We start from the raw sequence: 22,846 nt of genomic DNA, 5'->3' as shown, positions 1-22,846 counted from the left end.
GTGTGTGGTGAGCCGTAAAGGATTCGAACCTTTGACAAGCTGATTAAGAGTCAGCTGCTCTACCAACTGAGCTAACGGCCCACACACGCGAGGCGATTTACGCTCCGCCGCAGGGTGGGTCAAGGCGAAACGGCCGCGGCTGGAAATCCGCAGCGCAGGCGCGTATATCCCGCGGGATGACACATGCCGCTGCACCCGCGGGCCTGCCGTTCATGAAGATGCACGGGGCCGGAAACGACTTTGTCGTGATCGATTCGCGGGGCCGCGAGGCGGTGACGACGCCTGCGCTGGCGCGCGCGCTGGGCGACCGCAACCGCGGCGTGGGGTTCGACCAGCTGGCCGAGATTCGCGATGCGACGGAGGCCGATTTCGCACTGGACTTCTGGAACAGCGATGGCAGTCGGGCCGGGGCCTGCGGCAATGCCACGCGCTGTGTCTGCGACCATGTGATGCGGGGCCTGGGGAAGGCCGAAGTCACCCTGCGCACCGCGCGGGGCATCCTGCGGGCGGAACGGCTGGCCGATGGCCGGGTGAACGTGAACATGGGGCATCCGCAACGGCTGTGGAGTGACATCCCGCTGGCCCGCGAGGTGGACGTGATGCATCTGCCGCTGCCGGGCGATCCGGTCGCTGTGGGCATGGGCAACCCGCACTGCGTGATCTTCGTGCCGGATGCAAAGACGGTGGACCTGCGCGCGCTAGGCCCGGTCTATGAGGCCGACCCGTTGTATCCGCAACGGACGAATGTCGAGTTCGCCTCGGTCACCGGGCCGGACCGGCTGCGGATGCGGGTGTGGGAGCGCGGGACCGGGGTCACGCTGGCCTGTGGCTCGGGCGCCTGTGCGACGGCGGTGGCGGCGCATCTGCGCGGCCTGACCGGGCGGCGCGTGGCACTGGACCTGGACGGCGGCACGCTTGAGGTGGACTGGCGCGAGGACGGGGTCTGGATGACCGGCCCGGTGGCGCATGTCTTCGACGGCGTGCTGACGCCCGGGTTCCTTGCGGCCCTGACATGAAGCCCCCGGTTTTTGCCACGCTGGGTTGCCGGCTGAACGCCTATGAGACCGAGGCGATGAAGGACCTGGCCGCCGCTGCGGGGCTGGATGGCGCGGTGGTGGTGAACACCTGCGCGGTGACGTCCGAGGCGGTGCGCAAGGCCAAACAGGAAATCCGCCGGCTGGCGCGGGCCAATCCGGGGGTTGCGGTCATTGTCACCGGCTGCGCGGCGCAGACCGAGCCCGAGACCTTTGCGGCCATGCCCGAGGTGAGCCGCGTCATCGGCAATCACGAGAAGATGCAGGCGGAAACCTGGGCCGGGCTGGTGGCGCCCGACCTGATCGGCACGACCGAAAGGGTGCAGGTCAACGACATCATGTCGGTCAAGGAAACCGCCGGCCACCTGATCGACGGCTTCGGCCGGGTGCGGGCCTATGTCCAGGTGCAGAACGGCTGCGACCATCGCTGCACCTTCTGCATCATCCCCTTCGGCCGGGGAAACTCGCGCAGCGTCCCGGCGGGGGTGGTGGTCGAACAGATCCGGCGGCTGGTGGGCAAGGGGTTTCTTGAGGTGGTGCTGACCGGGGTCGACCTTACCTCATGGGGCGCCGATTTGCCCGGAAGCCCTCGGCTGGGCGATCTGGTGATGCGCATCCTGAGGCTGGTGCCTGACCTTGCGCGGCTGCGGATCAGTTCGATTGACAGCATCGAGGCGGATGAAAACCTGATGCAGGCGATTGCCACAGAGCCGCGGCTGATGCCGCACCTGCATCTGAGCCTGCAGTCCGGCGACGACCTGATCCTGAAGCGGATGAAGCGCCGCCACCTGCGCGATGACGCGATCCGGTTCTGTGACGAAGCACGGCGGTTGCGGCCCGACATGGTGTTCGGGGCCGACATCATTGCCGGCTTTCCGACCGAGACGGATGAAGCCTTCGAGAACTCGCTGCGGCTGGTGCAGGACTGCGGCCTGACGTTCCTGCACGTCTTTCCCTACAGCCCCCGAAAGGGCACGCCGGCGGCGCGGATGCCGGCGGTGAAGGGGCCGTTGGTCCGTGAAAGAGCGGCGCGGCTGCGGGCTGCGGGCGAGGCGGCTCTGGCGCGGCATCTGGCAGGGCAGGTGGGGCAGGTGCATCCGGTGCTGACCGAGACACCGCGGATGGGCCGCACGTCGCAGTTCGCCGAGGTCAAGTTCGCCACTGACCAGCCCGAAGGCCGGATCGTCACTGCGCAGATCGCGGGGGTGGTCGAGGGGCGGCTTCTGGCAGGCTGACCGCGGTCAGGCCCGGCGGATGGTGTCGCCCAGATCCATCCGCGGCTCCAGCTCGATCACCTCGCCGGGGGCGACGGCCCGCTTGCCGGAAATGATCTCGGCCGCGCAGCGACCGATCTCCAGCCGGCAGGCGTCCATCGTGGCCAGCTTGCGCGGCAGGCCATCCAGCAGCTCCATTCCGTTGAAGCCGGCAAGGCCAAGGTTGCCGGGCACGTCGATGCCCTGGTCAAGGCACCACAAGAGCCCGCCCGCCCCGATCATGTCATTGGAATAATACAGGAAATCCACGTCGGGTGAGCGGGTCAGAAGGGCCTCTGTCATCTCGCGGCCCTTCGACAGCGATGAGCCGCCGGCATAGTACTCGCGGTCCACCACGGTCAGGCCCGCCCGCGTCATCACTTCTTCGAACCCGGCCAGGCGCTTGATCGCGCGGTGATCTGCGGTCGGCATATGGGTGCCCAGGAAGGCGATGCGCCGATAGCCTGCGGCCAGAATCGCCTCGGCCATCCGGCGGCCGGCGCGGTAATGCGAAATGCCCACGGCCGAGACCACGGGCGTGCCGTCCGTGTCCATGATCTCGACGACCGGAATGCCCGCCTGTGCCAGCATCGCGCGTGACGCGTCCGAGTGTTCCACCCCGGCCAGAATGATTCCCGATGGCCGCCAGGAGAGCATCTCGTAGATCACCTGTTCTTCTCGCGCCGGGTCGTAGTGCGACACGCCCACCACGGGCTGCAACCCGGTGTCTTCCAACACCTCGGAAATGCCGGTCATCACCTCGGGAAAGACCATGTTCGACAGCGACGGGATCAGCACCCCGACCAGGTTCACCCGCTGGCTGGCCAGTGCGCCCGCGATGCGGTTCGGCACGTAGCCAAGGCTGCGGGATGCCTCAAGAACCCTTTCGCGGGTGGAATCGGAGACGTCGCCCCGGTTGCGCAAGACACGGCTGACCGTCATCTCGCTGACACCCGAGGCCTCGGAGACATCGCGAAGCGTCAGGGGCCGGCGCGGATCGGGCGGGTGCTTGGTCACGGAACGGTGCGTCCTATCGGGCTTTGGAATCTTGTTAGCGTCAAAGGCGGGCCTTGTCCAAGGCCCTTTCCTCTGCTAGCGATAGCGCTAACGGCCGTAGGGCCGGCGATACCCCGGGCGTCGCGCAAGCTCTCAACCTGCGACATCAGGGATACCAAGGGGGAGTGGTGGGCCAAATCTCACTCCCCCTTTTCCTTTTCCCGCCGCAGGACACTCATGCATTGCCTTGGGCTGCGTCCTTGTGCATTGAAGGGCACATTGGCCCCGTAGCTCAACGGATAGAGCGTCCCCCTCCTAAGGGGAAGGTTGCAGGTTCAAGTCCTGCCGGGGTCGCCAGCCTGCCCTAGAAATCCAGGTTCTCGACCGACAGGGCATTGGTCTGGATGAACTCGCGCCGGGGTTCCACGACGTCACCCATCAGCTTGGTGAAGATGTCGTCGGCCTCGGCCAGATCGTCCACCTTGACCTGCAACAGGGTGCGCGCTTCGGGGTCCAGTGTGGTTTCCCACAGCTGACTGGGATTCATCTCGCCGAGGCCCTTGTAGCGCTGCAACGTCAGGCCCTTTTCGCCCTCGGCCAGGATGGATTTCAGCAGGTCGATGGGCCCGTGCACCATCTGCTCGCGGTCTTTCCGCACCAGGCGGGCCGGATCGCGATAGATGTCGCGCGATTGCCCGGCGATCTGGCTCAACTTGCGAGCCTCGCCCGACCGGATGACGGCGCCGTCCAGCGTGCGCAATTCCTCGACCCCGCGCAGAATGCGCGACAGACGAATACCGTGGTCCTGGGTGATGCGGCCGTGCCAGCCGCGCTCGTATTCGACGGCCACCAGATTCAGGCGGCGGGCCACCTGGTCGGCCACCAGTTGCAGATCGTCGTCGGCGCGGCCCAGATCGAAGGCCCCGGCCAGTGCCGCCTGTTCCAGGATGGCGCGCGGGTAATGGGTCGGGAAGGCATCCAGCACCCGGCGGAACTGGCGCGCCCCCTCGACAACTCGGGCCAGATCCAGCCCGGCGATTTCGGTGCCGTCGGCCAGCCGCAGGACGGCGCCTTCTAGGCCCATCTCGACCAGATAGTCCTCCAGCGCGGCCTGATCCTTGAGATAGACCTCGGACTTGCCGCGCGCGACTTTGTACAGCGGCGGCTGGGCGATGTAGAGATAGCCACCGTCGATCAGCTGCGGCATCTGCCGGAAGAAGAACGTCAGCAGCAGCGTGCGGATGTGCGCGCCGTCCACGTCGGCGTCGGTCATGATCACCACCTTGTGGTAGCGCAGCTTGCCGATGTCGAACTCGTCGCGGCCGATGCCGGTGCCCAGCGCGGTGATCAGGGTGCCGATCTCCTGACTGCCGAGCATGCGGTCGAAGCGGGCGCGTTCGACGTTCAGGATCTTGCCGCGCAGGGGCAGCACGGCCTGATTGCTGCGCGAGCGGCCCTGCTTGGCGCTGCCGCCGGCGCTGTCGCCCTCGACCAGGAACAGTTCGGACTTGGCGGGATCGCGCTCCTGGCAATCGGCCAGCTTGCCGGGCAGGCTGGCCACGTCCAGCGCGGTCTTGCGGCGGGTCAGTTCGCGGGCCTTGCGGGCGGCTTCGCGGGCAAGGGCGGCCTCGATGATCTTGCCGACGATGCCTTTGGCCGGGCCGGGGTTTTCCTCGAACCACTCGGCCAGCTTTTCGTTCACCAGGTTCTCCACTGCCGGGCGGACCTCGGACGACACCAGCTTGTCCTTGGTCTGGCTGCTGAACTTGGGGTCCGGCACCTTGACCGACAGGACGCAGGTCAGCCCTTCGCGCGCGTCGTCGCCGGTGAAATCCACCTTCTCGCGCTTGGCGATGCCGGAGGATTGCGCATAGCCGGTGATGGTGCGGGTCAGCGCGCCGCGAAAGCCCGCCAGGTGGGTGCCGCCGTCGCGCTGCGGGATGTTGTTAGTAAAGGGCAGCACCATTTCGTTGTAGCTGTCGTTCCACCACATCGCGACTTCGACGCCGATGCCGTTGCGCTCGCCTACCATGTAGATCGGCTCGGGCAGCACCGACTGCTTGGACCGGTCCAGATACTTGACGAATTCCCGCACGCCGCCTTCGTAGAACAGCTCAACCCGCTGTGGTTCGGCGTGGCGTTCGTCTTCCAGCACGATCCGCACGCCCGAGTTCAGGAAGGCCAGTTCGCGCAACCGGTTTTCCAACGTCTTGAAGTTGTATTCCAGGTCCGAGAAGGTGCCTTCCGGCCGGTTGGTCTTGGCCGAGGCGAGGAACCGCACCATGGTGCCTCGCTGGCCGGGGGCCGGGCCGTGCGGGTGGACATGGACGGTGCATTCGCCATCCTCGAACCGCGCCCGGTATTCGGTGTCGTTGCGCCAGACCGTCAGGTCCAGCCATTCCGACAGGGCGTTCACCACCGAGACGCCCACGCCGTGCAACCCGCCCGACACCTTGTAGGCGTTGCCGCTGTCGTCGGTATTGTTGAATTTCCCGCCGGCGTGCAGCTGGGTCATGATGACCTCGGCCGCGGAGACGCCTTCTTCCTGATGGATGTCGACCGGGATGCCGCGGCCGTTGTCGCGGACGGAAACGCTGTCGTCGGCATGGATGATCACCACCACTTCGGTGGCGTGGCCGGCCAGCGCCTCGTCGATGCCGTTGTCGACCACCTCATACACCATGTGGTGCAGGCCCGACCCATCGTCGGTGTCGCCGATATACATGCCGGGGCGCTTGCGGACCGCCTCCAACCCCTTGAGAACCTTGATGGAATCGGCGCCGTAAGCGGCGGTGTTCTGGGGCGCGCTGGCCATGCGTCGGGAACCTCTGTTCGTGCCCGCGACTTATAGCGGCTCAACGCACCAATGTCACGGGCGGGACACAAGATTTGGTGGTCACAGGAAGGGGATCGCCAGCCCCACGCCGATCAGCAACGCGCCCGCCGCCACGTTCAGCCGGTGGATGCTATCCGGGCTGGACAGAAGCCGGCGCGCGCGGTCCAGAAACAGCGCCAGACCCAGGTTTCCGGCCATGGGAACCAGCGCCGAGATTGCCACGATGGCCAGGATGTCGGCGCTCTGAAGGCGCTCGAGCGCAAAGAAGCCGGGCAGCGCCCCCATGTAGAACAGGATGGCCTTGGGGTTGCCGATCACCGCGGCCACGCCCACCGAAAAGCCGGCCCAGAGGCCCGGCCGTGTCAGCCGGCTGTCGGCGCGCAGCGTCGCGGCGGGCTTGCGGATCAGCATCATGCCCATCAGCAGGAACACCCCGGACGCCACCCAGCGCAACAGCGACAACAGATCGCCATAGACGCTTTCGATCCAGGTCAGGCCCAGGATCGCCGACAGCGGCCAGACCAGATCACCCAGCGCCACTCCCACGGCCAAGGGCCAGGCCGCGGCGAACCCGCCGGCCAGCGCCCGCGCCATGAGCGCCACCCAGACCGGGCCGGGCACCACCCACAGGCCGGCCATGCCCAGGGCATAAAGCGCAAGTTCATAGGCGGTCACGGTCATGCCGGCAGGGTCAGGCTTCCGTCGTCGGCCAGCGGCCAGAACGGGTTCATCGCCACCTCCCAGACATGCCCGTCCGGATCGGCCCAATAGCCCGAATAGCCGCCCCAGAACACCCTTTCCGGCACCTTCAGTGCCGTCGCCCCGGCCGCCAGCGCCGCCGCGAAAGCGGCGTCCACCTCGGCCTCGGTGGCGAAGTTCTGTGCCAGCGTGATGGCGCCGGTGCCCAGGGTGGCCCCCGCCCGCCCCTGATCGGCGGCCAGATCGTCGCGGCCGAACAGCGCCAGCACGGCCCCGGTCAACTGAAAGAAGGCAACCCCGGGCTGGCTGTCCTTGTGCTCGCACCAACCAAGGCGCGCATAGAAGGCCCGCGCCGCCGACAGGTCAGAGACGCCCAGGGTGACAAGGGTGATGCGCTGAGGGGTCATGTGGGGGCAATCCGGCTTTGGCCGCCGTGTTCGGCGACCTGCAACCTCTGTCCCCTTTCGCCAAGGCTGTCAAACAGCGCGGCCTCGGTTCCGGTCATCAGCGCCTGCGCCCCCAGCGCACAGATCTCGTCATACAACGCCGCGCGGCGGCCTTCGTCCAGATGCGCGGCCACCTCGTCCAGCAGCAGCACCGGGGCATGGCCCAGATCGGCGGCCAGTGCCCGGGCATTGGCCAGGATCAGCGACAACAGCAGCGCCTTCTGCTCTCCGGTCGAGCACTGGTCGGCGGGCACCCCCTTGGCCGCGTAGATGGCCCCCAGGTCGGCCCGATGCGGGCCCGCCAGCGTGCGCCCGGCCGCCATGTCGCGCCGGCGCCCGGCGGCCAGCGCCGCCGCCAGATCAGGCCCCGCGTCATCGGGCTGCACCAAGTGAACCTCGGCCCTGGGAAAGGCGGTCTCGGCTCCGTCCTGCGCCGCGATGAGCCGGGCCAGAGTGGACCGGCGATGCGCCGCGATGGCCGCGCCCGTCTCGGCCATCTGGGCCTCAAGCGCGCCGTACCAGTGCGGGTCCGAAACCTCATCCCGCAGCAGCCGGTTGCGTTCGCGCATGGCCTTTTCGTAGGTCAGGGAAACCTCGGCATGGTCGGGAAAGAACGACAGCGTCATGCGATCCAGGAACCGCCGCCGCCCCTCGGCTGCCTCGATCCACAGCCGGTCCATCGCCGGCACCAGCCACAGCATCCGCAGGATTCGCCCCATCGCGACCTGCGTTGCCGGCTTGCCGTCGATGCGCACCTGACGCGCCTCGCCGCCCTCGGCAAAGGTCTCGATCTCATGCGTGCCGGACAAACCGAACACCTGTGCGGAAACCTTCCAGCCGATCAGCTCCGGCTTTCGCGACAGATCGTCCGACGCGGCCCGCCGCAAGCCCCGGCCGGGGGACAAGAGCGAGATCGCCTCAAGGATATTGGTCTTGCCCGCCCCGTTCGGCCCGACAATCGCCACCGGGCGCCCGTCGAAGGCCAGCCGCGCGGCGCGATGGCTGCGGAAATGCGACAGCACCAACGAGGAAACGGCCAGACCGCTCACCGACCCATGCCTTCATCTTGGCGAAAATACCCCGGGGGTCCGGGGGCTGGCCCCCGGCGGCCCGTCACACGCGCATCGGCATCACGACATAGACCGCGCTGGTGTCGTTGCCTTCGCGCATCAGCGTCGGCTCGTTCGCGGTGTTGAACAGGAACACCGCGTTCTCGCGGTCCACCTGGCTGGCGATTTCCAGCAGGTACTTGGCGTTGAAGCCGATCTCAAGCCGCTCATCGCCATAGGCCACGGCCAGTTCTTCCTCGGCGGCGCCGCTGTCGGGGGCGTTGACCGACAGGATCAGCCGGTCCTCGTCCAGGCTCAGCTTCACCGCGCGCGACCGTTCCGAAGACACCGTCGCCACCCGATCCACTGCCTTGGCGAATTCCGACGCATCCACCTCAAGCCGCCGCGTGTTGTTCTGCGGGATGACACGGGTGTAGTCGGGGAAGGTGCCGTCGATCACCTTCGAGGTCAGCGTGATCGCCGGCGTGGCAAACCGAACCTTCGTTTCGGAAACCGAAACCGCAATGGTCGCATCGTCGTCATCCAGCAACTTGCGCAATTCACCCACCGTCTTGCGCGGCACGATCACGCCGGGCATTCCGTCAGCCCCCGCCGGAAGCGGCGCGTCGATCCGCGCCAGCCGGTGTCCGTCGGTGGCCACGCAGCGCAGCACCGGGCCACCTTCACCTTGCGACACGTGCATGTAGACGCCGTTCAGGTAGTAGCGCGTCTCCTCGGTGGAAATCGCGAACTTGGCCTTGTCGAACAACCGCCGCAACACCGGCGCGGGGGCCGAGAAATTCGACGAATATTCCGATGAGGCCATCACCGGGAAATCTTCCTTCGGCAGCGTCGCCAGGCTGAAGGTCGACCGCCCCGCGGTGATGGTCAGCCGGCCCGAGGCGGCATCTTCGGCCAGGTTCACCAAGGCCCCGTCGGGCAGCTTGCGCACGATCTCATGCAGCATGATAGCCGAGACGGTGGTCGCCCCGCCGCGCTCCACCATCGCCGGGGCGCGATCCACCACCTCGATGTCCAGGTCGGTGGCGCGAAAGCTGACATGGCCGCCCTCGGCCTCGATCAGCACGTTGGCCAGGATCGGAATGGTGTTGCGCCGTTCGACGACGGATTGCGCCTGGGCCAGCGCCTTCAGAAGCGTGCCGCGTTCGATCGAGAGTTTCATCGTTCTTCCCCTTGCCGGACCCCGTTCGAAGGGACGCCGACATTACCCGGTTTTCACCGGTTCACAAGCTGTTCCGGCGGACTTTGGGAGCGATTCGGAGGGCCGTCAAGGCCGCCCCGGCCTAGCCTTGAAGCAGCCGTTTCAACAGTTGCAGATCATCCGCAAGCTGGCTGTCGGTGGCCTTCAGCTCTTCGATCTTGCGCACGCCGTGCATGATCGTGGTGTGATCGCGCCCGCCGAAGCGGCGGCCGATTTCGGGCAGGCTGCGGCTGGTCAACTGCTTGGCCAGATACATCGCCACCTGCCGCGGCCGGGCGATGGTGCGCAGCCGCTTGGGGCCGATCATGTCGGAAAGCCGCACGTTGTAGTGCTCGGCCACCTTGCGCTGGATTTCCTCGATCGTCAGCTTGCGGTCACTGGCGCGCAGGATGTCCGCCAGACAGTCCTGGGTCAGGTCCAGCGTGATTTCCCGGCCCACAAGGCTGGCAAAAGCGAACAGCCGGGTCAGCGCGCCCTCAAGCACCCGGACGTTGGTGGTGATCCGGTGCGCCAGGAACTCAAGCACGCCCTGGCTGATCTCAAGCCCCTGGTACTGGGTCCGATAGTACTCGGCCTTCTGCTGCAGAATGCCCAGCCGCAATTCGTAGTCGGTCGGGTGCAGATCGACCACCAGCCCGCATTGCAGGCGGCTCTTGATGCGGTCTTCCAGATCCTTGATCTCGCCCGGCGCGCGGTCGGCCGAGATCACGATCTGCTTGTTCTGGTCCACCAGCGCGTTGAAGGTATGAAAGAATTCGTCCTGGGTGCTGTCCTTGCCGGCAATGAACTGAACGTCGTCCACCATCAGCACGTCGACCGACCGGAACAGCGACTTGAAGTCCATCACCTGCTTGTCGCGCAGGGCCTGGATGAAGCGATACATGAACTGCTCGGCCGAAAGATACAGCACGCGCAACTCGGGGCGGCGGGTCTGAAGCTCGTGCGCGATGGCGTGCATGAGGTGGGTCTTGCCCAGGCCCACGCCACCATAAAGGAACAGCGGGTTGAAGGTGACCGGGCCGCCTTCGGCCACCCGTCGGGCGGCGGCATGGGCCAGTTCGTTCGGCTTGCCGACCACGAAGCTGTCGAAGGTGAAGCGCGGGTCAAGCGGTGCGCCGCACAGGTCGTCCTCGACGTGCGGTCGGCTCCGGGGCGCCCGGGTCGGGGCAGACGGGCGTGCGGCAGGACGGGCTGTCGCCGTGGCGGAGCAGACGGCGAATTCGACGCGATCCACCTCGGCACCGGCGGTCATCAGCTGCGACCGGATGTGGTCGGCAAAATTGCGTTGCACCCAATCCCCGAAGAACGAGGTCGGAACCTCGAACTGCGCCACGCCGTTCTTCAGCTGCGACAGCTTCAGGGGTTCGATCCAGGTCACATAGTTGTTCTTGCCAACGCGATTGATAAGACCTTCGCGAACCTGGCCCCATGTTTCGTTTGTCATCTATCCGACCTGTCTTCCGTTCCCAATCCGGCGGGATACGCCGGCATACCATGTACCGCGACACGTCCATCCTGGGCGCGGCCAACACCGCTCCCGAGCCAGAGGCCCGATCCTGAGAAACTGCAGACTGGCCAGGACCCCACGGGGCCGCCATCCGGTCATCCGAAAGCAGTAGCATCAGTGCACAGACACCAAATTGTTGATCGCAAACCGTAATCTTGTTGTCATCGGCGGCAGCCGGTCTTCTTTGGACATTGATCACGACCTGCGATTCCGACTTGTCCCCCAAGACGATGTGAATCGCGAAGCCAAGCTACCAAGCCGCCCGCAAGCCCTGCAACCGAACAACGTGCTTGACAGCGAGTCTTCGAAATCGAATCCCGGACCGTAGGCAAATCGGCAACGGAGCGCCCGGAACAGCCCCGGTTCGGCCCCGGTGGAAACGAAAAAGGCGCCGTCCCGGTGGACGACGCCCGATGTCGAAATCGACTCGGCAAGCAGCCGGTCAGGCCTTCGCGGCCAGCGCCTTCACGCGCGAGCTGAGGCGCGACATCTTGCGCGCGACGGTATTCTTGTGCAGCACGCCCTTGGTCACGCCACGCGCCATTTCCGGCTGGGCAACCTTGAGCGCGGCAGCGGCGGCAGCTTCGTCGCCCGAGGCAATGGCCTCTTCCACCTTGCGCAGGAAGGTGCGGATGCGCGACCGGCGCGCCTTGTTGATGGCAAAACGCGCCTCGGACTGGCGGGCACGCTTCTTGGATTGTTCGGTATTGGCCATGAGTTGGTCTGGTCCTTGGAGCTTGTTCGATCTGATCGTGCGAAAGCCCCAAGGCCCCGTCCTGGGGACGGGAATCAACTTGCCTAAGCGGGCCCACGCGCATGTAGGCCGGGCCTATACGGGAAGGCCGGGCAAAAGGGAACAGGGAATCAGCGGTCACGGAACTGCGGCTGGCGCTTTTCCAGAAAGGCCGCCATGCCTTCCTTCTGGTCGTCCGAGGCGAAGGTGGCATGGAACATTCGCCGCTCGAACAGCAGGCCTTCGGACAGCGTCGTTTCCTGCGCGCGGTTCACCGATTCCTTGACCACCATCGCGGTCAGCGCCGATTTCTCGGCGATCTTCTCGGCGATCTTCAGCACTTCCTCGATCAGGGACTTTGCCGGAAACACGCGACTCACCAGACCGCTCCGCTCGGCCTCGGCAGCGTCCATGAAGCGCCCGGTCAGGTGCATGTCCATCGACTTGGACTTGCCGACAAAGCGGGTCAGCCGCTGGGTTCCGCCCATGCCGGCGACGATGCCAAGGTTGATCTCGGGCTGGCCGAACTTGGCGGTGTCGGCGGCGATGATGAAATCGCACAGCATCGCCAGTTCGCAGCCGCCGCCCAGGCAGTAGCCGGCCACGGCGGCAATCATCGGCTTGCGCACCCGCATGATCGCTTCGGCCTCGGGGCCGAACAGATTGTCGAAGAACACGTCGGCAAAGGATTTCTCGGCCATCTCGCGCACGTCCGCCCCGGCGGCGAAGGCCTTGTCGCTGCCGGTGATGACGATGCAGCGGATCTTGTCGTTGCGGTCGGCGGCGGTCACGGCGGCGGCCAGTTCCCGCATCAGCTGGGTGTTCAGGGCATTCAGGGCATCGGGCCGGTTCAGTCGGATGAGACAGGTGTAATCTTCGATCTCGACGATCAGCGTCTCATAAGCCATGGCGCGCCTCGCTTCTTGGTTCGGCTCTCGTCCGCGTGATCGGGAGTCCTAGCATCGTTGCCGGCGAAGGCAAGACGGCGCCGTCAGCGCTGGCAACGCGGGCAGAAGAACGACGAGCGGCCCGATTGCACGATGCGCCGGATGATGCCGGTGCAGCCATCGGTAGGGCAGGACTGCCCCTCGCGGTCATAGACACGAAAGCTGTGCTGGAAATAGCCCAGCTCGCCATCGGCTTGCCGGAAGTCGCGAAGCGAAGAGCCGCCGGCCTCGATCGCCTCGGCCAGCACTTCGCGGATCAGCGGAACCAGGACGGCGGCGCGTTTGGGGCCAAGGTTGCCGGCCAGCCGGCGCGGTGAAACCCCGGCGCGGAACAGGGTTTCGCAGACGTAGATGTTGCCCAAGCCGGCAACCAGGTGCTGATCCAGCAGCGCGGCCTTGATTGGCGTGCGGCGGCCGTGCAGGGCCTGGGTCAGGTAGGTTTCATCGAAGCCATTGCCCAAGGGTTCCGGCCCCAGCGAGGCCAGCAGCGGGTGCTGGTCGGCCCGCTCGGTGGGCATCAGGTCCATCGCGCCGAAGCGGCGGGCATCGTTGAAGGTGACGCGGGCGCCGCCCTCCATGTCCAGCACCACGTGGTCATGCTTCTGCGGCGCGGGGTGGTCGTGGTGGAACGTGCCCAGCATCGTGCCGGAAACCAGAATCCGGCCCGACATGCCCAGGTGAATCAGCAGCGTCTCGCCCGAGTCTAGGTCAGCCAGAATGTATTTCGACCGCCGCCGCAGCGCCAGAACACGCTGGCCGCGCAGCCGTTCGACCATCCGCTCGGGGAAGGGCCAGCGCAGGTCGGGGCGGTTCACCTGCGCCTGCAGGATCGCACGGCCCTGCATCACCGGAAGCAGGCCACGGCGGACGGTCTCGACCTCGGGAAGTTCCGGCATTCAGTTCTCGCGCACGGCCTTTTGCGCAGTCTCCAGCAGTTCCCGGTAGCCGACAACATACTTGTGCGCCCTGACCGATGGCCCCTTGTCGAAGTGAAAGGTCAGGAACCAGCCATCGGGCTTGGTCACCGCCAGCAGATCGGCCCATTTGTGCGTCGTGCGCCCGAACCACCAGCGCGGCAGGGTGATCGACTGCCGGTCGTAGCTGATTTCGTACAGCGAGGTGTGCAGAGCTGCCAGCAACACCACAAGCAGCAGAATGGTCTCGATCCCGAACACCGGCACGCCCATCTGACCGATCACCACCGCAATCAGGATCGCGCCGCCCCAATAGGCCAACTGGATGCCCAGTGAGGCCCGCAGGCGGACCGTGCCCATTGTCACGGTCGCTCTGGCGTTCTGCCCGATCAGGGCCACGAAACGTGCCAGGGAATCCTGCCGCCCAACCTCATGCAGCGCGGGCACAAGACCGGGCGCGGCGCGGTTCTTCAGCAGGATCGCCAGGATGATCTTGACCAGGAACAGCCCCACGCCCAAGGCAACCAGCAGCCAGATGAATGCAAAGAACTTCTGGACGTCCGCCTGCATGTGCCCCCGCTTGCGTCAGTTTGCGGTTTCCCTTGCCCCGCCGAGGGCGCTATATCCCGGCCCGACGGCGAATTTCGGGCAAAGGCAAGGCCATGGCGGGCGAAAACGACAAGACCACGCACTTCGGGTTCCGCGAAGTGGCCGAAGGCGAGAAGGCCGGCATGGTGCATGGCGTGTTTTCTCGCGTGGCCAGCAAGTACGACCTGATGAACGACCTGATGTCGGGCGGGGTGCATCGGCTGTGGAAGGACGCGATGATGGACTGGCTGGCGCCGCGGCCGGGCCAGCGCCTGCTGGACGTGGCCGGGGGCACCGGCGACATCGCGTTCCGCTTCCTGAAACGCGCGCCGGGCGCCAGTGCCGTGGTTTGCGACATGACCGAATCCATGTTGGTCGAGGGCCGCAAGCGCGCCGATGCCGGCAACCTCGCCGACCGGCTGGACTGGGTGGTGGGCGATGCGATGGCGCTGCCCTTCCCCGACAACAGCTTTGACGTCTACACCATCAGCTTCGGCATCCGGAACGTGACCCGCATCCAGGATGCGTTGGACGACGCCTTCCGCGTGCTACGCCCCGGCGGCCGGCTCATGGTGCTGGAGTTCAGCCAGATCCCGAACGACCTGATGCAGAAGGCCTATGACCTGTATTCCTTCAATGTCATCCCGGTGATGGGCCAGATCGTGGCCGGTGACCGCGACAGCTATCAGTATCTGGTCGAATCGATCCGCAAGTTCCCCGATCAGGAGACCTTCGCCACGATGATCCGCAAGGCGGGCTTCGGGCAGGTGAAATACCGCAACCTTTCCCTTGGCATCGCCGCGCTGCATTCCGGCTGGAAGATCTGATGCGCGGACCGCACAACCTGTGGCGGCTGATCCGGACGCTGGCGACGATGGAGCGCACCGGCGCCATCGGCGTGGTGCTGCAGGCTTTCGACGCGCCGCCCGGCGTGCGGGCCGCGGCGCGCGTTCTGGGCTGGCCGTTCAAGGCGCTGGGCCTCAAGGGCGACCGCGATTTGCCGCCGGTGACCCGTGCGCTGACGGCGCTGGGCCCGGCCTACATCAAGTTCGGCCAGATCCTGTCGACCCGCCCCGACATCGTCGGCGATGAGTTGGCCACCCAGCTGAAATACCTCCAGGACAAGCTGCCGCCCTTTCCGGTGGAAACCGCCAAGCGGATGTTCGAGGCCGAACTGGGCGTCAAGGTCGATGAGGTGTTCTCCGAGTTCTCCGAGCCGGTCGCCGCCGCCTCGATTGCCCAGGTCCACAAGGCGCGGCTGGCCGACACCGGCGAAGAGGTCGCGGTCAAGGTGCTGCGCCCGAACATCGAGCGCGCCTTCCGCACCGACCTTGACGCCTTCTACTTCGCTGCCCGCTGGATCGAGATCCTGGCGCCGTTCTCGCGCCGGCTGCGCCCGGTCGACGTGATCGCGCATTTCGAAGGCGTGGTGCATGGCGAGCTGGATCTGCGGCTGGAAAGCTCGGCCGCGGCCGAGTTCGCCGCGAACACCGAAAAGGACGAAGGTCTGGTCGTGCCCCGCCCGGTCTGGGCGCTGTCGGGTCGCACGGTGATGACCATCGGCTGGGCCGAGGGCATCGGCCTGAACGAGATCGAAGCGATCGACGCAGCCGGGATCGACCGCGCGGTGCTGGGCCGCCGGGTGCTGACGCTGTTCCTGAACCACGCTCTGCGCGACGGGTTTTTCCACGGCGACATGCATCAGGGCAACTTGAAGGTGGCCCTGAACGGCGACCTGGTGGTCTACGACTTCGGCATCATGGGCCGGATCGACGAATACACCCGGCGGGTCTATGCGGAAATCCTGTTCGGCTTCATGCGCCGCGACTACCGCCGCGTCGCCGAGGTTCATTTCGAGGCTGGCTATGTGCCCGCCGACCGCGACATGGACGAATTCGCCCGTGCCCTGCGCGCGGTGGGCGAGCCGATCTTCGGCATGGACGCCAGCCACATCTCGATGGCCAAGCTGCTCGCCTATCTGTTCGACGTCACCGAACGCTTCGGCATGGAGACGCGAACCGAACTGATCCTGCTGCAGCGCACCATGGTGGTGGTGGAAGGCGTGTCCCGCAGCCTGGACAGCCACCTGAACATGTGGGAAGTGGCGCGGCCGGTGGTGGAAGACTACGTCCGCCGCAACATCGGCCCGCAGGCCATTCTGCGCGACCTGGCCAAGACAGCGCGGGTTCTGGCGCGGTTCGGTCCCAAGCTGCCGGCGCTGGCCGAGGCGCAGTTGATCCGGGCCGGCAACCCCGGGGCGCAGACCCGCCCGCCGCCGCGCGGATCGCGCGCGCCGGTGCTGGCGGCGGCGGGAATCGCGGTCTTTCTTGGCGGTGTCCTGGTCGGCTGGCTGCTCTGATCAGCCCTGTGGCACCCGGAGCGCGGTGATGTCGGTGGCCGGCACCTCGATCCCGCCTTCGAACACCAGCCTGGTGCCCGCAGCACCACCCCGCGCCTCGATCACCCGGCCGTAGTATTCGACTGGATCGGTCTGCAGAAGCTCGCCATCGCGCCAGCTTTCCAGCGACAGCGTGTATTTCCCTTCCGGCAGCGGATCTCCGGCGGCATCGGCCCCGAACCAGTCGTAAAGCTCAGTCGAGACCGGCAGATCCTCTCGCGAGACCAGGGTGCCCCGGGCATCCCTGACCACAAGAACAGCGGCATCCGCCGTGCCGACCGGGTTCGGCGACAGCGTGACGGGCGCCCCGGAATACCAGACCGGCGCTGCGGCGCGGGCCTCTTGCCCCACCCAGCCGGCCAGTTGCGACATTCCCATCAGGCCGAACTGCGTGGCCATGCTGTTCAGCAGCTGGTTCGTCTGCACCTGTTGTTCGACCCCCGAGAAGGTGGCCAGCTGCACCGCATAGTCGGTGGAATCGATCGGATTCAGCGGGTCCTGATTCTGCATCTGCACGGTCAGCATCTTCAGGAAGGTCTGGAAGTCCGACGTCAGCACCGGGTTTCCCGCGGCCTTCGTCGTGGTGGCAGAACTGGTGGCGGTTGTGGTGGATGCAACGTCCATGGGGTCCTCAGAAGCGCAGGTATAGCCCGGTGGCGGGTTTGTGGGGGGTGCGGGGCGGGGCCGCGTAGGGGGCGGACTCGGCTGGATCGCGGGTGTCGGGGGGCACTGGCGCTGCAGCCGAAGCCTGCGCCCCGGCAAAGCCCCGGTCCGAGCCGGACCATTGGCCGAACCCCAGATCCAGTTGCGAGAAGCCGGCAGAGCGGAATTCGCCCAGCAGGCGGTCGGCATGGCGTCGCAGAAGCTCCAGCGTGTCGCTTCGCTCGGCGGACACAACGACATGGGCCCGGTCGCCTTCGGTGCGCAATTCGATGCGGACCGAGCCCAGTTCCTCGGGCGACAGGCGGATTTCGGTCATCGGTGCGCCGGCGTCGGCCGCCCGAAGGATCTGCGCCGGAACCGACTCGGGCAAGGTGGCAAGCGGAATGGCGCGGTCGGCATGGGGCGCGGGCGGCTGCGGGGCCGTCTGCGACGCCCCGATCGGCGAAGCCTGGCCAACGGGTGCGGTCGGGTCCGCCCCGACCCCGCGGTTTGGATCTTGTCCCGAAGCGGCGGTGGGTTCGGCCGGTCCGCCCTGCGGTCCGGCGACGATCGCCGGTTCCGAATGCCGTGCCGGTTCGGCAGCGTCTTCCACGGGTGCCTCCTGTTGCGGCGCCCGATCGGCTGCGGCGGCGGCCGCGCCTTCCGTTGGCAGGACCGTCTGGGAAGGCGGGAAAGAAGCCGCCAGCCGGGCGGGATTTCCTGCGCGCATGTCCGCAACCGGTTCGGACCCTGGCGCTGCGATTTCCGGACCGGAGGCGAGCGCGACGGGGTCCGCTTCCAGTTGCGGATCGGCAGTCGCCTTGGCCACGTCTCTGGCAGCGGGCGCAGTCGGCCGGACCGCGGTCGGCACTGCGTCCGTCCGCGCAACCATCTGCGCGAAAACGGAGGCCGCGGTCGGAGAGACCGCCGCAGCCTCGGCCGGCCCCGAACGGGCAACGGCCGAAAGGCCCGGATCGGCGGCAAACCCTGCGGCCATTGTCAGCCCGGAGAGCGGCCCATCTAGGGCGGGCGTGCGCGCGGCAAAGCCGGTGTCGTGACGGTCGGTCGGCGCCGCGGCCGCATTTGCGACCGGCACAGGATCGGCCTTTGGATGGGCCGTCGGACTGCCCCCGGCAGACGCTTCCAAAGGTGCGGTCTTGGCGCGCTGGTCCTCAGCCCCCTCAGCCTTTCCGCCCGGCGGCAGAGGAAGGAGAGCCGCCTCGGGCGAAAGCCGGGCCGACCCGTCTTCGGTTCCGACGGTCGAGGCGACGACCGGCCGAACTGCATCGCCTTGCGGTCGGTCGGTCCCGGGCCTTGTCGGCGCGGGCGCATCCGCGGGTGCGGTGGCTTCCCCCTGCCCGAATGCCGGCTGCCGGGTGCCACCGGGCGCGGCTGCTGGATTCGGCAAGGCTGTTCCGGCCGGAATGTCAGCGCCGGGTGACGGTTCGACCAGAGGTTCGCGCAGGGTCACCTGCAAAGGGAGAAGGCCGCTTGCGGGGGCCGGATCACCACTTTCAGCCGGGGCCACCTCGGGAAGCGCCATTGCAGCGGGGAAACTCGAAAACGGCAGCGCCGGGATGGCGGTCTGGGCCGAAGCGGCCACAACCTCGGTTTCGGCCTCGGTTTCGGCCTCGGGCAAGCCGGCCATGAGATCGAAGAGCGCGGCCTCGGCCTCAGGGACAGCGGAGGGCTCTCGCCCGGTCTGGATCACGCCAGCCGCCAGGGGCGACAGCGGGGCGGACAGCACGGAAAGCAGCGATGTGTCGGTCATGGCCTGCGACTTCTGCCGGGGACCCTTCGGTTTTCCGCGATCCGGGTTACCGGATGTTTACCGTCGGTCCGGCAGACTGCGGAAAATCCGAACGACCCAAAGGAGGGTGCGATGGTTCCCCTGACCGGCCCCGCTTCCGTGCCAACCCCGACGACGACCCCCGCGACTGGTACTGCCGCCGCCGCGCTGGACCCGTTGATGAGCCAGGCGCGCGAACTTGAGGCGGCTTTCCTGTCAGAAATGCTTCAGCACGCCGGGATGGATGGCGAGTCGGGCAGTTTCGGCGGCGGCATCGGGGAAGAGCAGTTCTCGTCCTTCCTGCGGCTGGAACAGGCGCGGCAGATGGTGGCCAAGGGCGGCATCGGCCTGGCCGAACAGCTGTTCCGCGCGATGGGCGGGGTCAAGGATGCCTGACTCGCACCTGGAATCCCTGCTGCTGGGCACCCGTGACGCGCTGCTCAGCGGCGATCTTTCGCGCCTGGGTGCGCTGTCCGAGGAAACGGAACAGGCGCTGGCGGCAGGTGTGCCGCCCGACGCGGCCGAAGCCGAACGCCTGCGCGCCCTGGCCGAGCGCAACCGCCCGCTGCTGGCTGCCGCGATCCGCGGCGTGAAGGCAGCCCAGCGCCGGGCGGCCGAAGTGGCCGGCCATGGCAGCTTTGTCACCTATGACGCGCGCGGCAACCGCGACATCCTGGGCCGCGCGCCGGCTGCGCCGGTTCGCCGGGCATGACCGGCCTATCCATCAAATCCGGCGCAAATGCCCTGATTCTGACCTTTCCTCTTCAGATTTTGGCAATCTTCCTGCCCGCATCGTCGGCGGGCATCCCAAGACGGGGTGGCGCGCCGGGTGATCAGCCCGCGCATCGGCCAGAACGCTGGAACGGCCGCGGCAAGCGGTGATTCTGCCCCGCGCAAAGCGCGAAGGGCCAAGAGAGGAACGTATCAATGTCGTCCATCCTGACGAATACCAGCGCGATGGTCGCCCTGCAGACGATGAAGGGCATCAACGCGAGCATGAACAAGGTCCAGGCCGAAATCTCCACCGGCAAGTCGGTGGGTTCGGCCAAGGACAACGCGGCGGTCTGGGCCATCTCGAAGGTCATGGAATCCGACGTGAAGGGCTTCAAGGGCATCTCCGACAGCCTGTCGCTCGGCTCGTCCACCATTTCGGTGGCGCGCCAGGCCTCGGAAACCGTGACCGACCTCTTGACCGAGATGAAGGGCAAGATCGTCGCCGCGCAGGAAGACAACGTCGACCGGGCGAAGATCCAGACCGACATCGACAAGCTGGTCGACCAGATCAACTCGGTGGTCGGCGCGGCGCAGTTCAACGGCCTGAACCTGGTGGACGGGTCGCAATCGACCGTCGACATCCTGTCCTCGCTCGACCGCAGCTCGACCGGCGTGGTCGCCTCGTCGATCTCGATCAACGCGCAGAACCTGTCGACCGGCGACTATGTGGCCAACGACGTGTTCGCGACCAGCGGCACGGCATCGACCGACGGCGACACCTTCGTCCTGTCCCTGGACCAGGGCGGCGGCACCGGCGACTTCACCATTGCCGATGGCACCAATGCCTGGCTGGCCGGTGACCGGATCAGCATCCGCATCGGTGAAAAGGAAGCCTCGTACACGGTGACCCAGAATGACGTCGATGCCGGCAATGCCTCGCTGGCCTCGACCGTGCCCGACATGGTCGCGGTGGGCCTGAAGAACGCGATCGATTCTCTGGGCATCGACGGCCTGACGGTCAACTATGACAGCGGCACGCCCGGCCAGCTGGCCTTTGTCAACGACGGCACGGTCGACGTGGCCGTGAGCGGCCAGTACAAGAACGCGAATGCGGGCGGACTGGGGGCCTTGGCCACCATCGATGTCTCGACCGCAACGAATGCCGAACTGGCGCTGGGCAGCATCGAGGGCATGCTGCAGACCGCGATCGACGCGGCGTCCGAATTCGGCTCGGCGCAGAAGCGGATCGACATCCAGTCCGATTTCGTCGGCAAGCTGTCGGACGCGCTGACCTCGGGCATCGGCACGCTGGTCGATGCCGACATGGAAGAGGCCAGCGCCCGTCTGCAGGCGCTGCAGGTGCAGCAGCAGCTGGGCATCCAGGCGCTGTCGATCGCCAACCAGCAGCCGCAGAACCTGCTGTCGCTGTTCCGCTAAGGCGAACCCGGCCGGGGCCCTTCGGGGCCCCGGTTCACCCCTTTCATCGTCCTTAGTCCCCGGAACACCCTGCCATGATGCACATGACCCGAACCGCCTATGCGCAGCCGGCCGCCCCGGTCCGCACGCCGCGCGCCATCGAATACGAGGTGATCGCCCGGATCACCCAGCGCCTGAACGCTGCCATCCGCAGCCGCAAGGAGAACTACCCCGCCTTCGTCGCGGCGCTGTCCGCCAACGAACAGCTTTGGTCCATGCTGGGCGCCGACGTCGCGCTGCCGGAAAACGGCCTGCCCCAGACCCTGCGGGCGCGGCTTTTCTATCTCTATCGCTTCACCTTCGAGCACAGCCGCAAGGTGCTGGCGGGCTCCGCCAATCCCGAGGTCCTGGTCGAAATCAACACCGCAGTCCTCAAGGGCCTGCGCGGCAACGGGGGGGCGGGCGCATGAGCGGTCTTGTCCTAAAGCTGGGTCCGCACGAACGGGTGCTGATCAACGGCGCGGTGATCGAGAACGGCGACAAGCGCTCGAAGCTGGCGATCATGACGCCGAATGCCAACATCCTGCGCCTGCGCGATGCCATCCACCCGGAAGAGGCAAACACGCCGGTCCGTCGGGTCTGCTACATCGCACAGCTGGTGCTTTCGGGCGACACGGATCCGACCGACGCACGCCACCAGCTTCTGCGCAGTATCGAGCAGCTGAGCCAGGTCCTGACCGACCCCGACAGCCGCCGCCTTCTGGCCGAGGCTAGCCGGGCCGTCCTGGCCGAGCAGCACTATCAGGTTCTGAAATCGCTGCGCGGCCTGCTTCCGCGCGAGGAGCGCCTGTTCGCGGCGGGCCGCGCATGAGCTTCCAGCCGGTCATACCGCTTGGCGGCTATGCCGGCTGGACCTTTCTCAAGCGGACCATGGCCACGCAGCAGGCCGCCTTGCAGGCTTCGCCCGCGAACCAGCGTGATGAGGCCTATTTCCGCGCCAACATCGGCAAGGTGAACAGCGCGAAAGAGCTGGTGGCCGACCGCCGCCTTCTGAAGGTGGCGCTCACCGCCTATGGGCTGGAATCCGACATCGACAGCAAGGCTTTCATCCAGAAGGTATTGCAGGACGGCACGCTGAAGACTGACGCGCTGGCGAACAAGCTGACCGATAAGCGATACCGCGATTTCTCGGCTGCCTTCGGCTTCGGCGATTTCTCCACGCCGCGTTCGAAGATGTCGGACTTCGCCGACAAGGTGTTGAAGCTCTACATCACCAAGACCTTCGAGACTGCCGTCGGCGAACAGGACGATACGATGCGGCTGGCCCTGAACGCCGAGCGGGAGCTGGGCAGCCTGGCCGCCAAGTCCTCCAGCGAGGACGTGAAGTGGTACACGATCCTCGGCAACAAGCCGTTGCGCAGCGCGATGCAAACGGCATTGGGCCTGCCGACCAGCATCGCCTATCTCGACATCGACAAGCAGCTGACCATGTTCAAGGCCAAGGCCCGCAGCACTTTTGGCAGCGACACGGTCAGCCAATTCGCCGACGCCGACAAGATGGCGAAACTTGTCCGCACCTACCTGGTGCGCAGCGAGATCGCGACGCAGGGCTCTGGCATGTCGGCCGCAAGCACGGCACTGCAGTTGCTGAGCCGATAGGGCG

The 22,846-nt window shown here is 66.6% G+C and carries 24 protein-coding genes and 2 tRNA genes; 12 read left to right on the top strand and 14 right to left on the bottom strand.

What is annotated here, in order from left to right:
- Positions 1-5: 5 nt before the first annotated feature.
- Positions 6-81: transfer RNA gene (locus LHP98_RS07510), tRNA-Lys, on the bottom strand.
- A gap of 95 nt (positions 82-176) precedes the next feature.
- On the opposite strand from LHP98_RS07510, the gene dapF reads away from it, so the two are divergent.
- Together dapF and mtaB are read left to right on the top strand one after the other, a co-directional pair.
- Complete coding sequence (dapF, locus tag LHP98_RS07505; protein ID WP_227251896.1) at positions 177-1,016, top strand: diaminopimelate epimerase; 840 nt, start codon at positions 177-179, stop codon at positions 1,014-1,016.
- Positions 1,013-2,269, top strand: a complete 1,257-nt coding sequence (mtaB, locus tag LHP98_RS07500; protein WP_227251895.1) for a tRNA (N(6)-L-threonylcarbamoyladenosine(37)-C(2))-methylthiotransferase MtaB — start codon at positions 1,013-1,015, stop codon at positions 2,267-2,269. Before dapF ends, mtaB begins: the two co-directional genes overlap by 4 nt.
- A 6-nt stretch (positions 2,270-2,275) precedes the next feature.
- On the opposite strand, the gene LHP98_RS07495 is transcribed toward mtaB, so the two are convergent.
- Positions 2,276-3,304: a LacI family DNA-binding transcriptional regulator gene (locus LHP98_RS07495; protein ID WP_227251894.1), complete on the bottom strand. Its 1,029-nt coding sequence runs from the start codon at positions 3,302-3,304 to the stop codon at positions 2,276-2,278.
- Between the two features lie 260 nt (positions 3,305-3,564).
- Between LHP98_RS07495 and LHP98_RS07490 the strand changes: the two genes are divergently transcribed.
- A tRNA-Arg gene (locus tag LHP98_RS07490) sits at positions 3,565-3,640 on the top strand.
- A gap of 7 nt (positions 3,641-3,647) precedes the next feature.
- Here LHP98_RS07490 and gyrB read toward each other — a convergent pair.
- The 10 genes from gyrB to LHP98_RS07440 all read right to left on the bottom strand — a co-directional run bounded on the left by gyrB (position 3,648) and on the right by LHP98_RS07440 (position 14,206).
- Positions 3,648-6,098: a DNA topoisomerase (ATP-hydrolyzing) subunit B gene (gene gyrB, locus LHP98_RS07485; protein ID WP_227251893.1), complete on the bottom strand. Its 2,451-nt coding sequence runs from the start codon at positions 6,096-6,098 to the stop codon at positions 3,648-3,650.
- A gap of 81 nt (positions 6,099-6,179) precedes the next feature.
- Positions 6,180-6,800 (bottom strand): LysE family translocator, encoded by a 621-nt coding sequence (locus LHP98_RS07480; RefSeq protein ID WP_227251892.1) that lies wholly within the window; start codon positions 6,798-6,800, stop codon positions 6,180-6,182.
- A complete protein-coding gene (locus LHP98_RS07475) occupies positions 6,797-7,225 on the bottom strand; it encodes a VOC family protein (protein WP_227251891.1) in 429 nt (142 codons plus the stop codon). The genes LHP98_RS07480 and LHP98_RS07475 overlap by 4 nt, the downstream gene beginning before the upstream one ends.
- Entirely contained in the window at positions 7,222-8,313 is a 1,092-nt protein-coding gene (recF, locus tag LHP98_RS07470; RefSeq protein WP_227251890.1) for a DNA replication/repair protein RecF, read from the bottom strand. The genes LHP98_RS07475 and recF overlap by 4 nt, the downstream gene beginning before the upstream one ends.
- A gap of 64 nt (positions 8,314-8,377) precedes the next feature.
- Positions 8,378-9,496, bottom strand: coding sequence for a DNA polymerase III subunit beta (dnaN, locus tag LHP98_RS07465; protein WP_227251889.1), 1,119 nt, complete (start codon positions 9,494-9,496; stop codon positions 8,378-8,380).
- A 121-nt stretch (positions 9,497-9,617) separates the two neighbouring features.
- Positions 9,618-10,979, bottom strand: coding sequence for a chromosomal replication initiator protein DnaA (gene dnaA, locus LHP98_RS07460; protein ID WP_227251888.1), 1,362 nt, complete (start codon positions 10,977-10,979; stop codon positions 9,618-9,620).
- Positions 10,980-11,484: 505 nt separating this feature from the next.
- Positions 11,485-11,757 (bottom strand): 30S ribosomal protein S20, encoded by a 273-nt coding sequence (gene rpsT / locus LHP98_RS07455; RefSeq protein WP_227251887.1) that lies wholly within the window; start codon positions 11,755-11,757, stop codon positions 11,485-11,487.
- A 149-nt stretch (positions 11,758-11,906) separates the two neighbouring features.
- The gene (locus LHP98_RS07450) at positions 11,907-12,683 is read right to left on the bottom strand and encodes an enoyl-CoA hydratase (protein WP_227251886.1); all 777 of its coding nucleotides are present in this window, start codon (positions 12,681-12,683) and stop codon (positions 11,907-11,909) included.
- A gap of 83 nt (positions 12,684-12,766) precedes the next feature.
- On the bottom strand, positions 12,767-13,618 hold the full coding sequence (gene mutM, locus LHP98_RS07445) for a bifunctional DNA-formamidopyrimidine glycosylase/DNA-(apurinic or apyrimidinic site) lyase (protein WP_227251885.1): 852 nt from the start codon (positions 13,616-13,618) through the stop codon (positions 12,767-12,769).
- Positions 13,619-14,206: a hypothetical protein gene (locus LHP98_RS07440; RefSeq protein WP_227251884.1), complete on the bottom strand. Its 588-nt coding sequence runs from the start codon at positions 14,204-14,206 to the stop codon at positions 13,619-13,621.
- Between the two features lie 92 nt (positions 14,207-14,298).
- On the opposite strand from LHP98_RS07440, the gene ubiE reads away from it, so the two are divergent.
- A complete protein-coding gene (gene ubiE / locus LHP98_RS07435; RefSeq protein WP_227251883.1) occupies positions 14,299-15,051 on the top strand; it encodes a bifunctional demethylmenaquinone methyltransferase/2-methoxy-6-polyprenyl-1,4-benzoquinol methylase UbiE in 753 nt (250 codons plus the stop codon).
- Entirely contained in the window at positions 15,051-16,583 is a 1,533-nt protein-coding gene (ubiB, locus tag LHP98_RS07430) for a 2-polyprenylphenol 6-hydroxylase (protein WP_227251882.1), read from the top strand. Before ubiE ends, ubiB begins: the two co-directional genes overlap by 1 nt.
- Here ubiB and LHP98_RS07425 read toward each other — a convergent pair whose 3' ends face one another.
- Together LHP98_RS07425 and LHP98_RS07420 are read right to left on the bottom strand one after the other, a co-directional pair.
- Positions 16,584-17,246, bottom strand: a complete 663-nt coding sequence (locus LHP98_RS07425) for a flagellar hook capping FlgD N-terminal domain-containing protein (protein ID WP_227251881.1) — start codon at positions 17,244-17,246, stop codon at positions 16,584-16,586. It abuts the gene before it with no gap.
- Positions 17,247-17,253: 7 nt separating this feature from the next.
- Positions 17,254-18,735, bottom strand: a complete 1,482-nt coding sequence (locus tag LHP98_RS07420; RefSeq protein ID WP_227252082.1) for a flagellar hook-length control protein FliK — start codon at positions 18,733-18,735, stop codon at positions 17,254-17,256.
- 411 nt (positions 18,736-19,146) lie between these two features.
- Between LHP98_RS07420 and LHP98_RS07415 the strand changes: the two genes are divergently transcribed.
- From LHP98_RS07415 to LHP98_RS07385, 7 genes are all read left to right on the top strand, one after another.
- The gene (locus LHP98_RS07415; protein ID WP_413687567.1) at positions 19,147-19,449 is read left to right on the top strand and encodes a rod-binding protein; all 303 of its coding nucleotides are present in this window, start codon (positions 19,147-19,149) and stop codon (positions 19,447-19,449) included.
- Positions 19,442-19,765, top strand: a complete 324-nt coding sequence (locus LHP98_RS07410; protein ID WP_227251879.1) for a hypothetical protein — start codon at positions 19,442-19,444, stop codon at positions 19,763-19,765. The genes LHP98_RS07415 and LHP98_RS07410 overlap by 8 nt, the downstream gene beginning before the upstream one ends.
- Entirely contained in the window at positions 19,762-19,935 is a 174-nt protein-coding gene (locus tag LHP98_RS07405) for a hypothetical protein (RefSeq protein ID WP_227251878.1), read from the top strand. The genes LHP98_RS07410 and LHP98_RS07405 overlap by 4 nt, the downstream gene beginning before the upstream one ends.
- A 45-nt stretch (positions 19,936-19,980) precedes the next feature.
- Positions 19,981-21,204, top strand: a complete 1,224-nt coding sequence (locus LHP98_RS07400; RefSeq protein WP_227251877.1) for a flagellin — start codon at positions 19,981-19,983, stop codon at positions 21,202-21,204.
- A 74-nt stretch (positions 21,205-21,278) separates the two neighbouring features.
- Positions 21,279-21,653, top strand: a complete 375-nt coding sequence (gene flaF / locus LHP98_RS07395) for a flagellar biosynthesis regulator FlaF (RefSeq protein WP_319638923.1) — start codon at positions 21,279-21,281, stop codon at positions 21,651-21,653.
- On the top strand, positions 21,650-22,054 hold the full coding sequence (gene flbT, locus LHP98_RS07390) for a flagellar biosynthesis repressor FlbT (RefSeq protein ID WP_227251876.1): 405 nt from the start codon (positions 21,650-21,652) through the stop codon (positions 22,052-22,054). The genes flaF and flbT overlap by 4 nt, the downstream gene beginning before the upstream one ends.
- Positions 22,051-22,842, top strand: coding sequence for a DUF1217 domain-containing protein (locus LHP98_RS07385; RefSeq protein ID WP_227251875.1), 792 nt, complete (start codon positions 22,051-22,053; stop codon positions 22,840-22,842). The genes flbT and LHP98_RS07385 overlap by 4 nt, the downstream gene beginning before the upstream one ends.
- Positions 22,843-22,846 lie beyond the last annotated feature (4 nt).

The sequence above is a fragment of the Rhodobacter sp. Har01 genome (assembly GCF_020564565.1).
Taxonomy (GTDB): Bacteria; Pseudomonadota; Alphaproteobacteria; order Rhodobacterales; family Rhodobacteraceae; genus Pseudogemmobacter.
The sequence above is the reverse complement of the archived record's forward strand: the minus strand, read 5'-3'. Positions and strand labels throughout refer to the sequence as shown.

What these genes read in the sequence shown, in the direction of transcription:
- dapF (WP_227251896.1), top strand. Translation starts at nt 177, where the DNA reads ATGACACATGCCGCTGCACCCGCGGGCCTGCCGTTCATGAAGATGCAC.
- mtaB (WP_227251895.1), top strand. Translation starts at nt 1,013, where the DNA reads ATGAAGCCCCCGGTTTTTGCCACGCTGGGTTGCCGGCTGAACGCCTAT.
- gyrB (WP_227251893.1), bottom strand. Translation starts at nt 6,098, where the DNA reads ATGGCCAGCGCGCCCCAGAACACCGCCGCTTACGGCGCCGATTCCATC.
- LHP98_RS07480 (WP_227251892.1), bottom strand. Translation starts at nt 6,800, where the DNA reads ATGACCGTGACCGCCTATGAACTTGCGCTTTATGCCCTGGGCATGGCC.
- LHP98_RS07475 (WP_227251891.1), bottom strand. Translation starts at nt 7,225, where the DNA reads ATGACCCCTCAGCGCATCACCCTTGTCACCCTGGGCGTCTCTGACCTG.
- dnaN (WP_227251889.1), bottom strand. Translation starts at nt 9,496, where the DNA reads ATGAAACTCTCGATCGAACGCGGCACGCTTCTGAAGGCGCTGGCCCAG.
- dnaA (WP_227251888.1), bottom strand. Translation starts at nt 10,979, where the DNA reads ATGACAAACGAAACATGGGGCCAGGTTCGCGAAGGTCTTATCAATCGC.
- rpsT (WP_227251887.1), bottom strand. Translation starts at nt 11,757, where the DNA reads ATGGCCAATACCGAACAATCCAAGAAGCGTGCCCGCCAGTCCGAGGCG.
- LHP98_RS07450 (WP_227251886.1), bottom strand. Translation starts at nt 12,683, where the DNA reads ATGGCTTATGAGACGCTGATCGTCGAGATCGAAGATTACACCTGTCTC.
- mutM (WP_227251885.1), bottom strand. Translation starts at nt 13,618, where the DNA reads ATGCCGGAACTTCCCGAGGTCGAGACCGTCCGCCGTGGCCTGCTTCCG.
- LHP98_RS07440 (WP_227251884.1), bottom strand. Translation starts at nt 14,206, where the DNA reads ATGCAGGCGGACGTCCAGAAGTTCTTTGCATTCATCTGGCTGCTGGTT.
- ubiE (WP_227251883.1), top strand. Translation starts at nt 14,299, where the DNA reads ATGGCGGGCGAAAACGACAAGACCACGCACTTCGGGTTCCGCGAAGTG.
- ubiB (WP_227251882.1), top strand. Translation starts at nt 15,051, where the DNA reads ATGCGCGGACCGCACAACCTGTGGCGGCTGATCCGGACGCTGGCGACG.
- LHP98_RS07425 (WP_227251881.1), bottom strand. Translation starts at nt 17,246, where the DNA reads ATGGACGTTGCATCCACCACAACCGCCACCAGTTCTGCCACCACGACG.
- LHP98_RS07415 (WP_413687567.1), top strand. Translation starts at nt 19,147, where the DNA reads ATGGTTCCCCTGACCGGCCCCGCTTCCGTGCCAACCCCGACGACGACC.
- LHP98_RS07410 (WP_227251879.1), top strand. Translation starts at nt 19,442, where the DNA reads ATGCCTGACTCGCACCTGGAATCCCTGCTGCTGGGCACCCGTGACGCG.
- LHP98_RS07405 (WP_227251878.1), top strand. Translation starts at nt 19,762, where the DNA reads ATGACCGGCCTATCCATCAAATCCGGCGCAAATGCCCTGATTCTGACC.
- LHP98_RS07400 (WP_227251877.1), top strand. Translation starts at nt 19,981, where the DNA reads ATGTCGTCCATCCTGACGAATACCAGCGCGATGGTCGCCCTGCAGACG.
- flaF (WP_319638923.1), top strand. Translation starts at nt 21,279, where the DNA reads ATGATGCACATGACCCGAACCGCCTATGCGCAGCCGGCCGCCCCGGTC.
- flbT (WP_227251876.1), top strand. Translation starts at nt 21,650, where the DNA reads ATGAGCGGTCTTGTCCTAAAGCTGGGTCCGCACGAACGGGTGCTGATC.
- LHP98_RS07385 (WP_227251875.1), top strand. Translation starts at nt 22,051, where the DNA reads ATGAGCTTCCAGCCGGTCATACCGCTTGGCGGCTATGCCGGCTGGACC.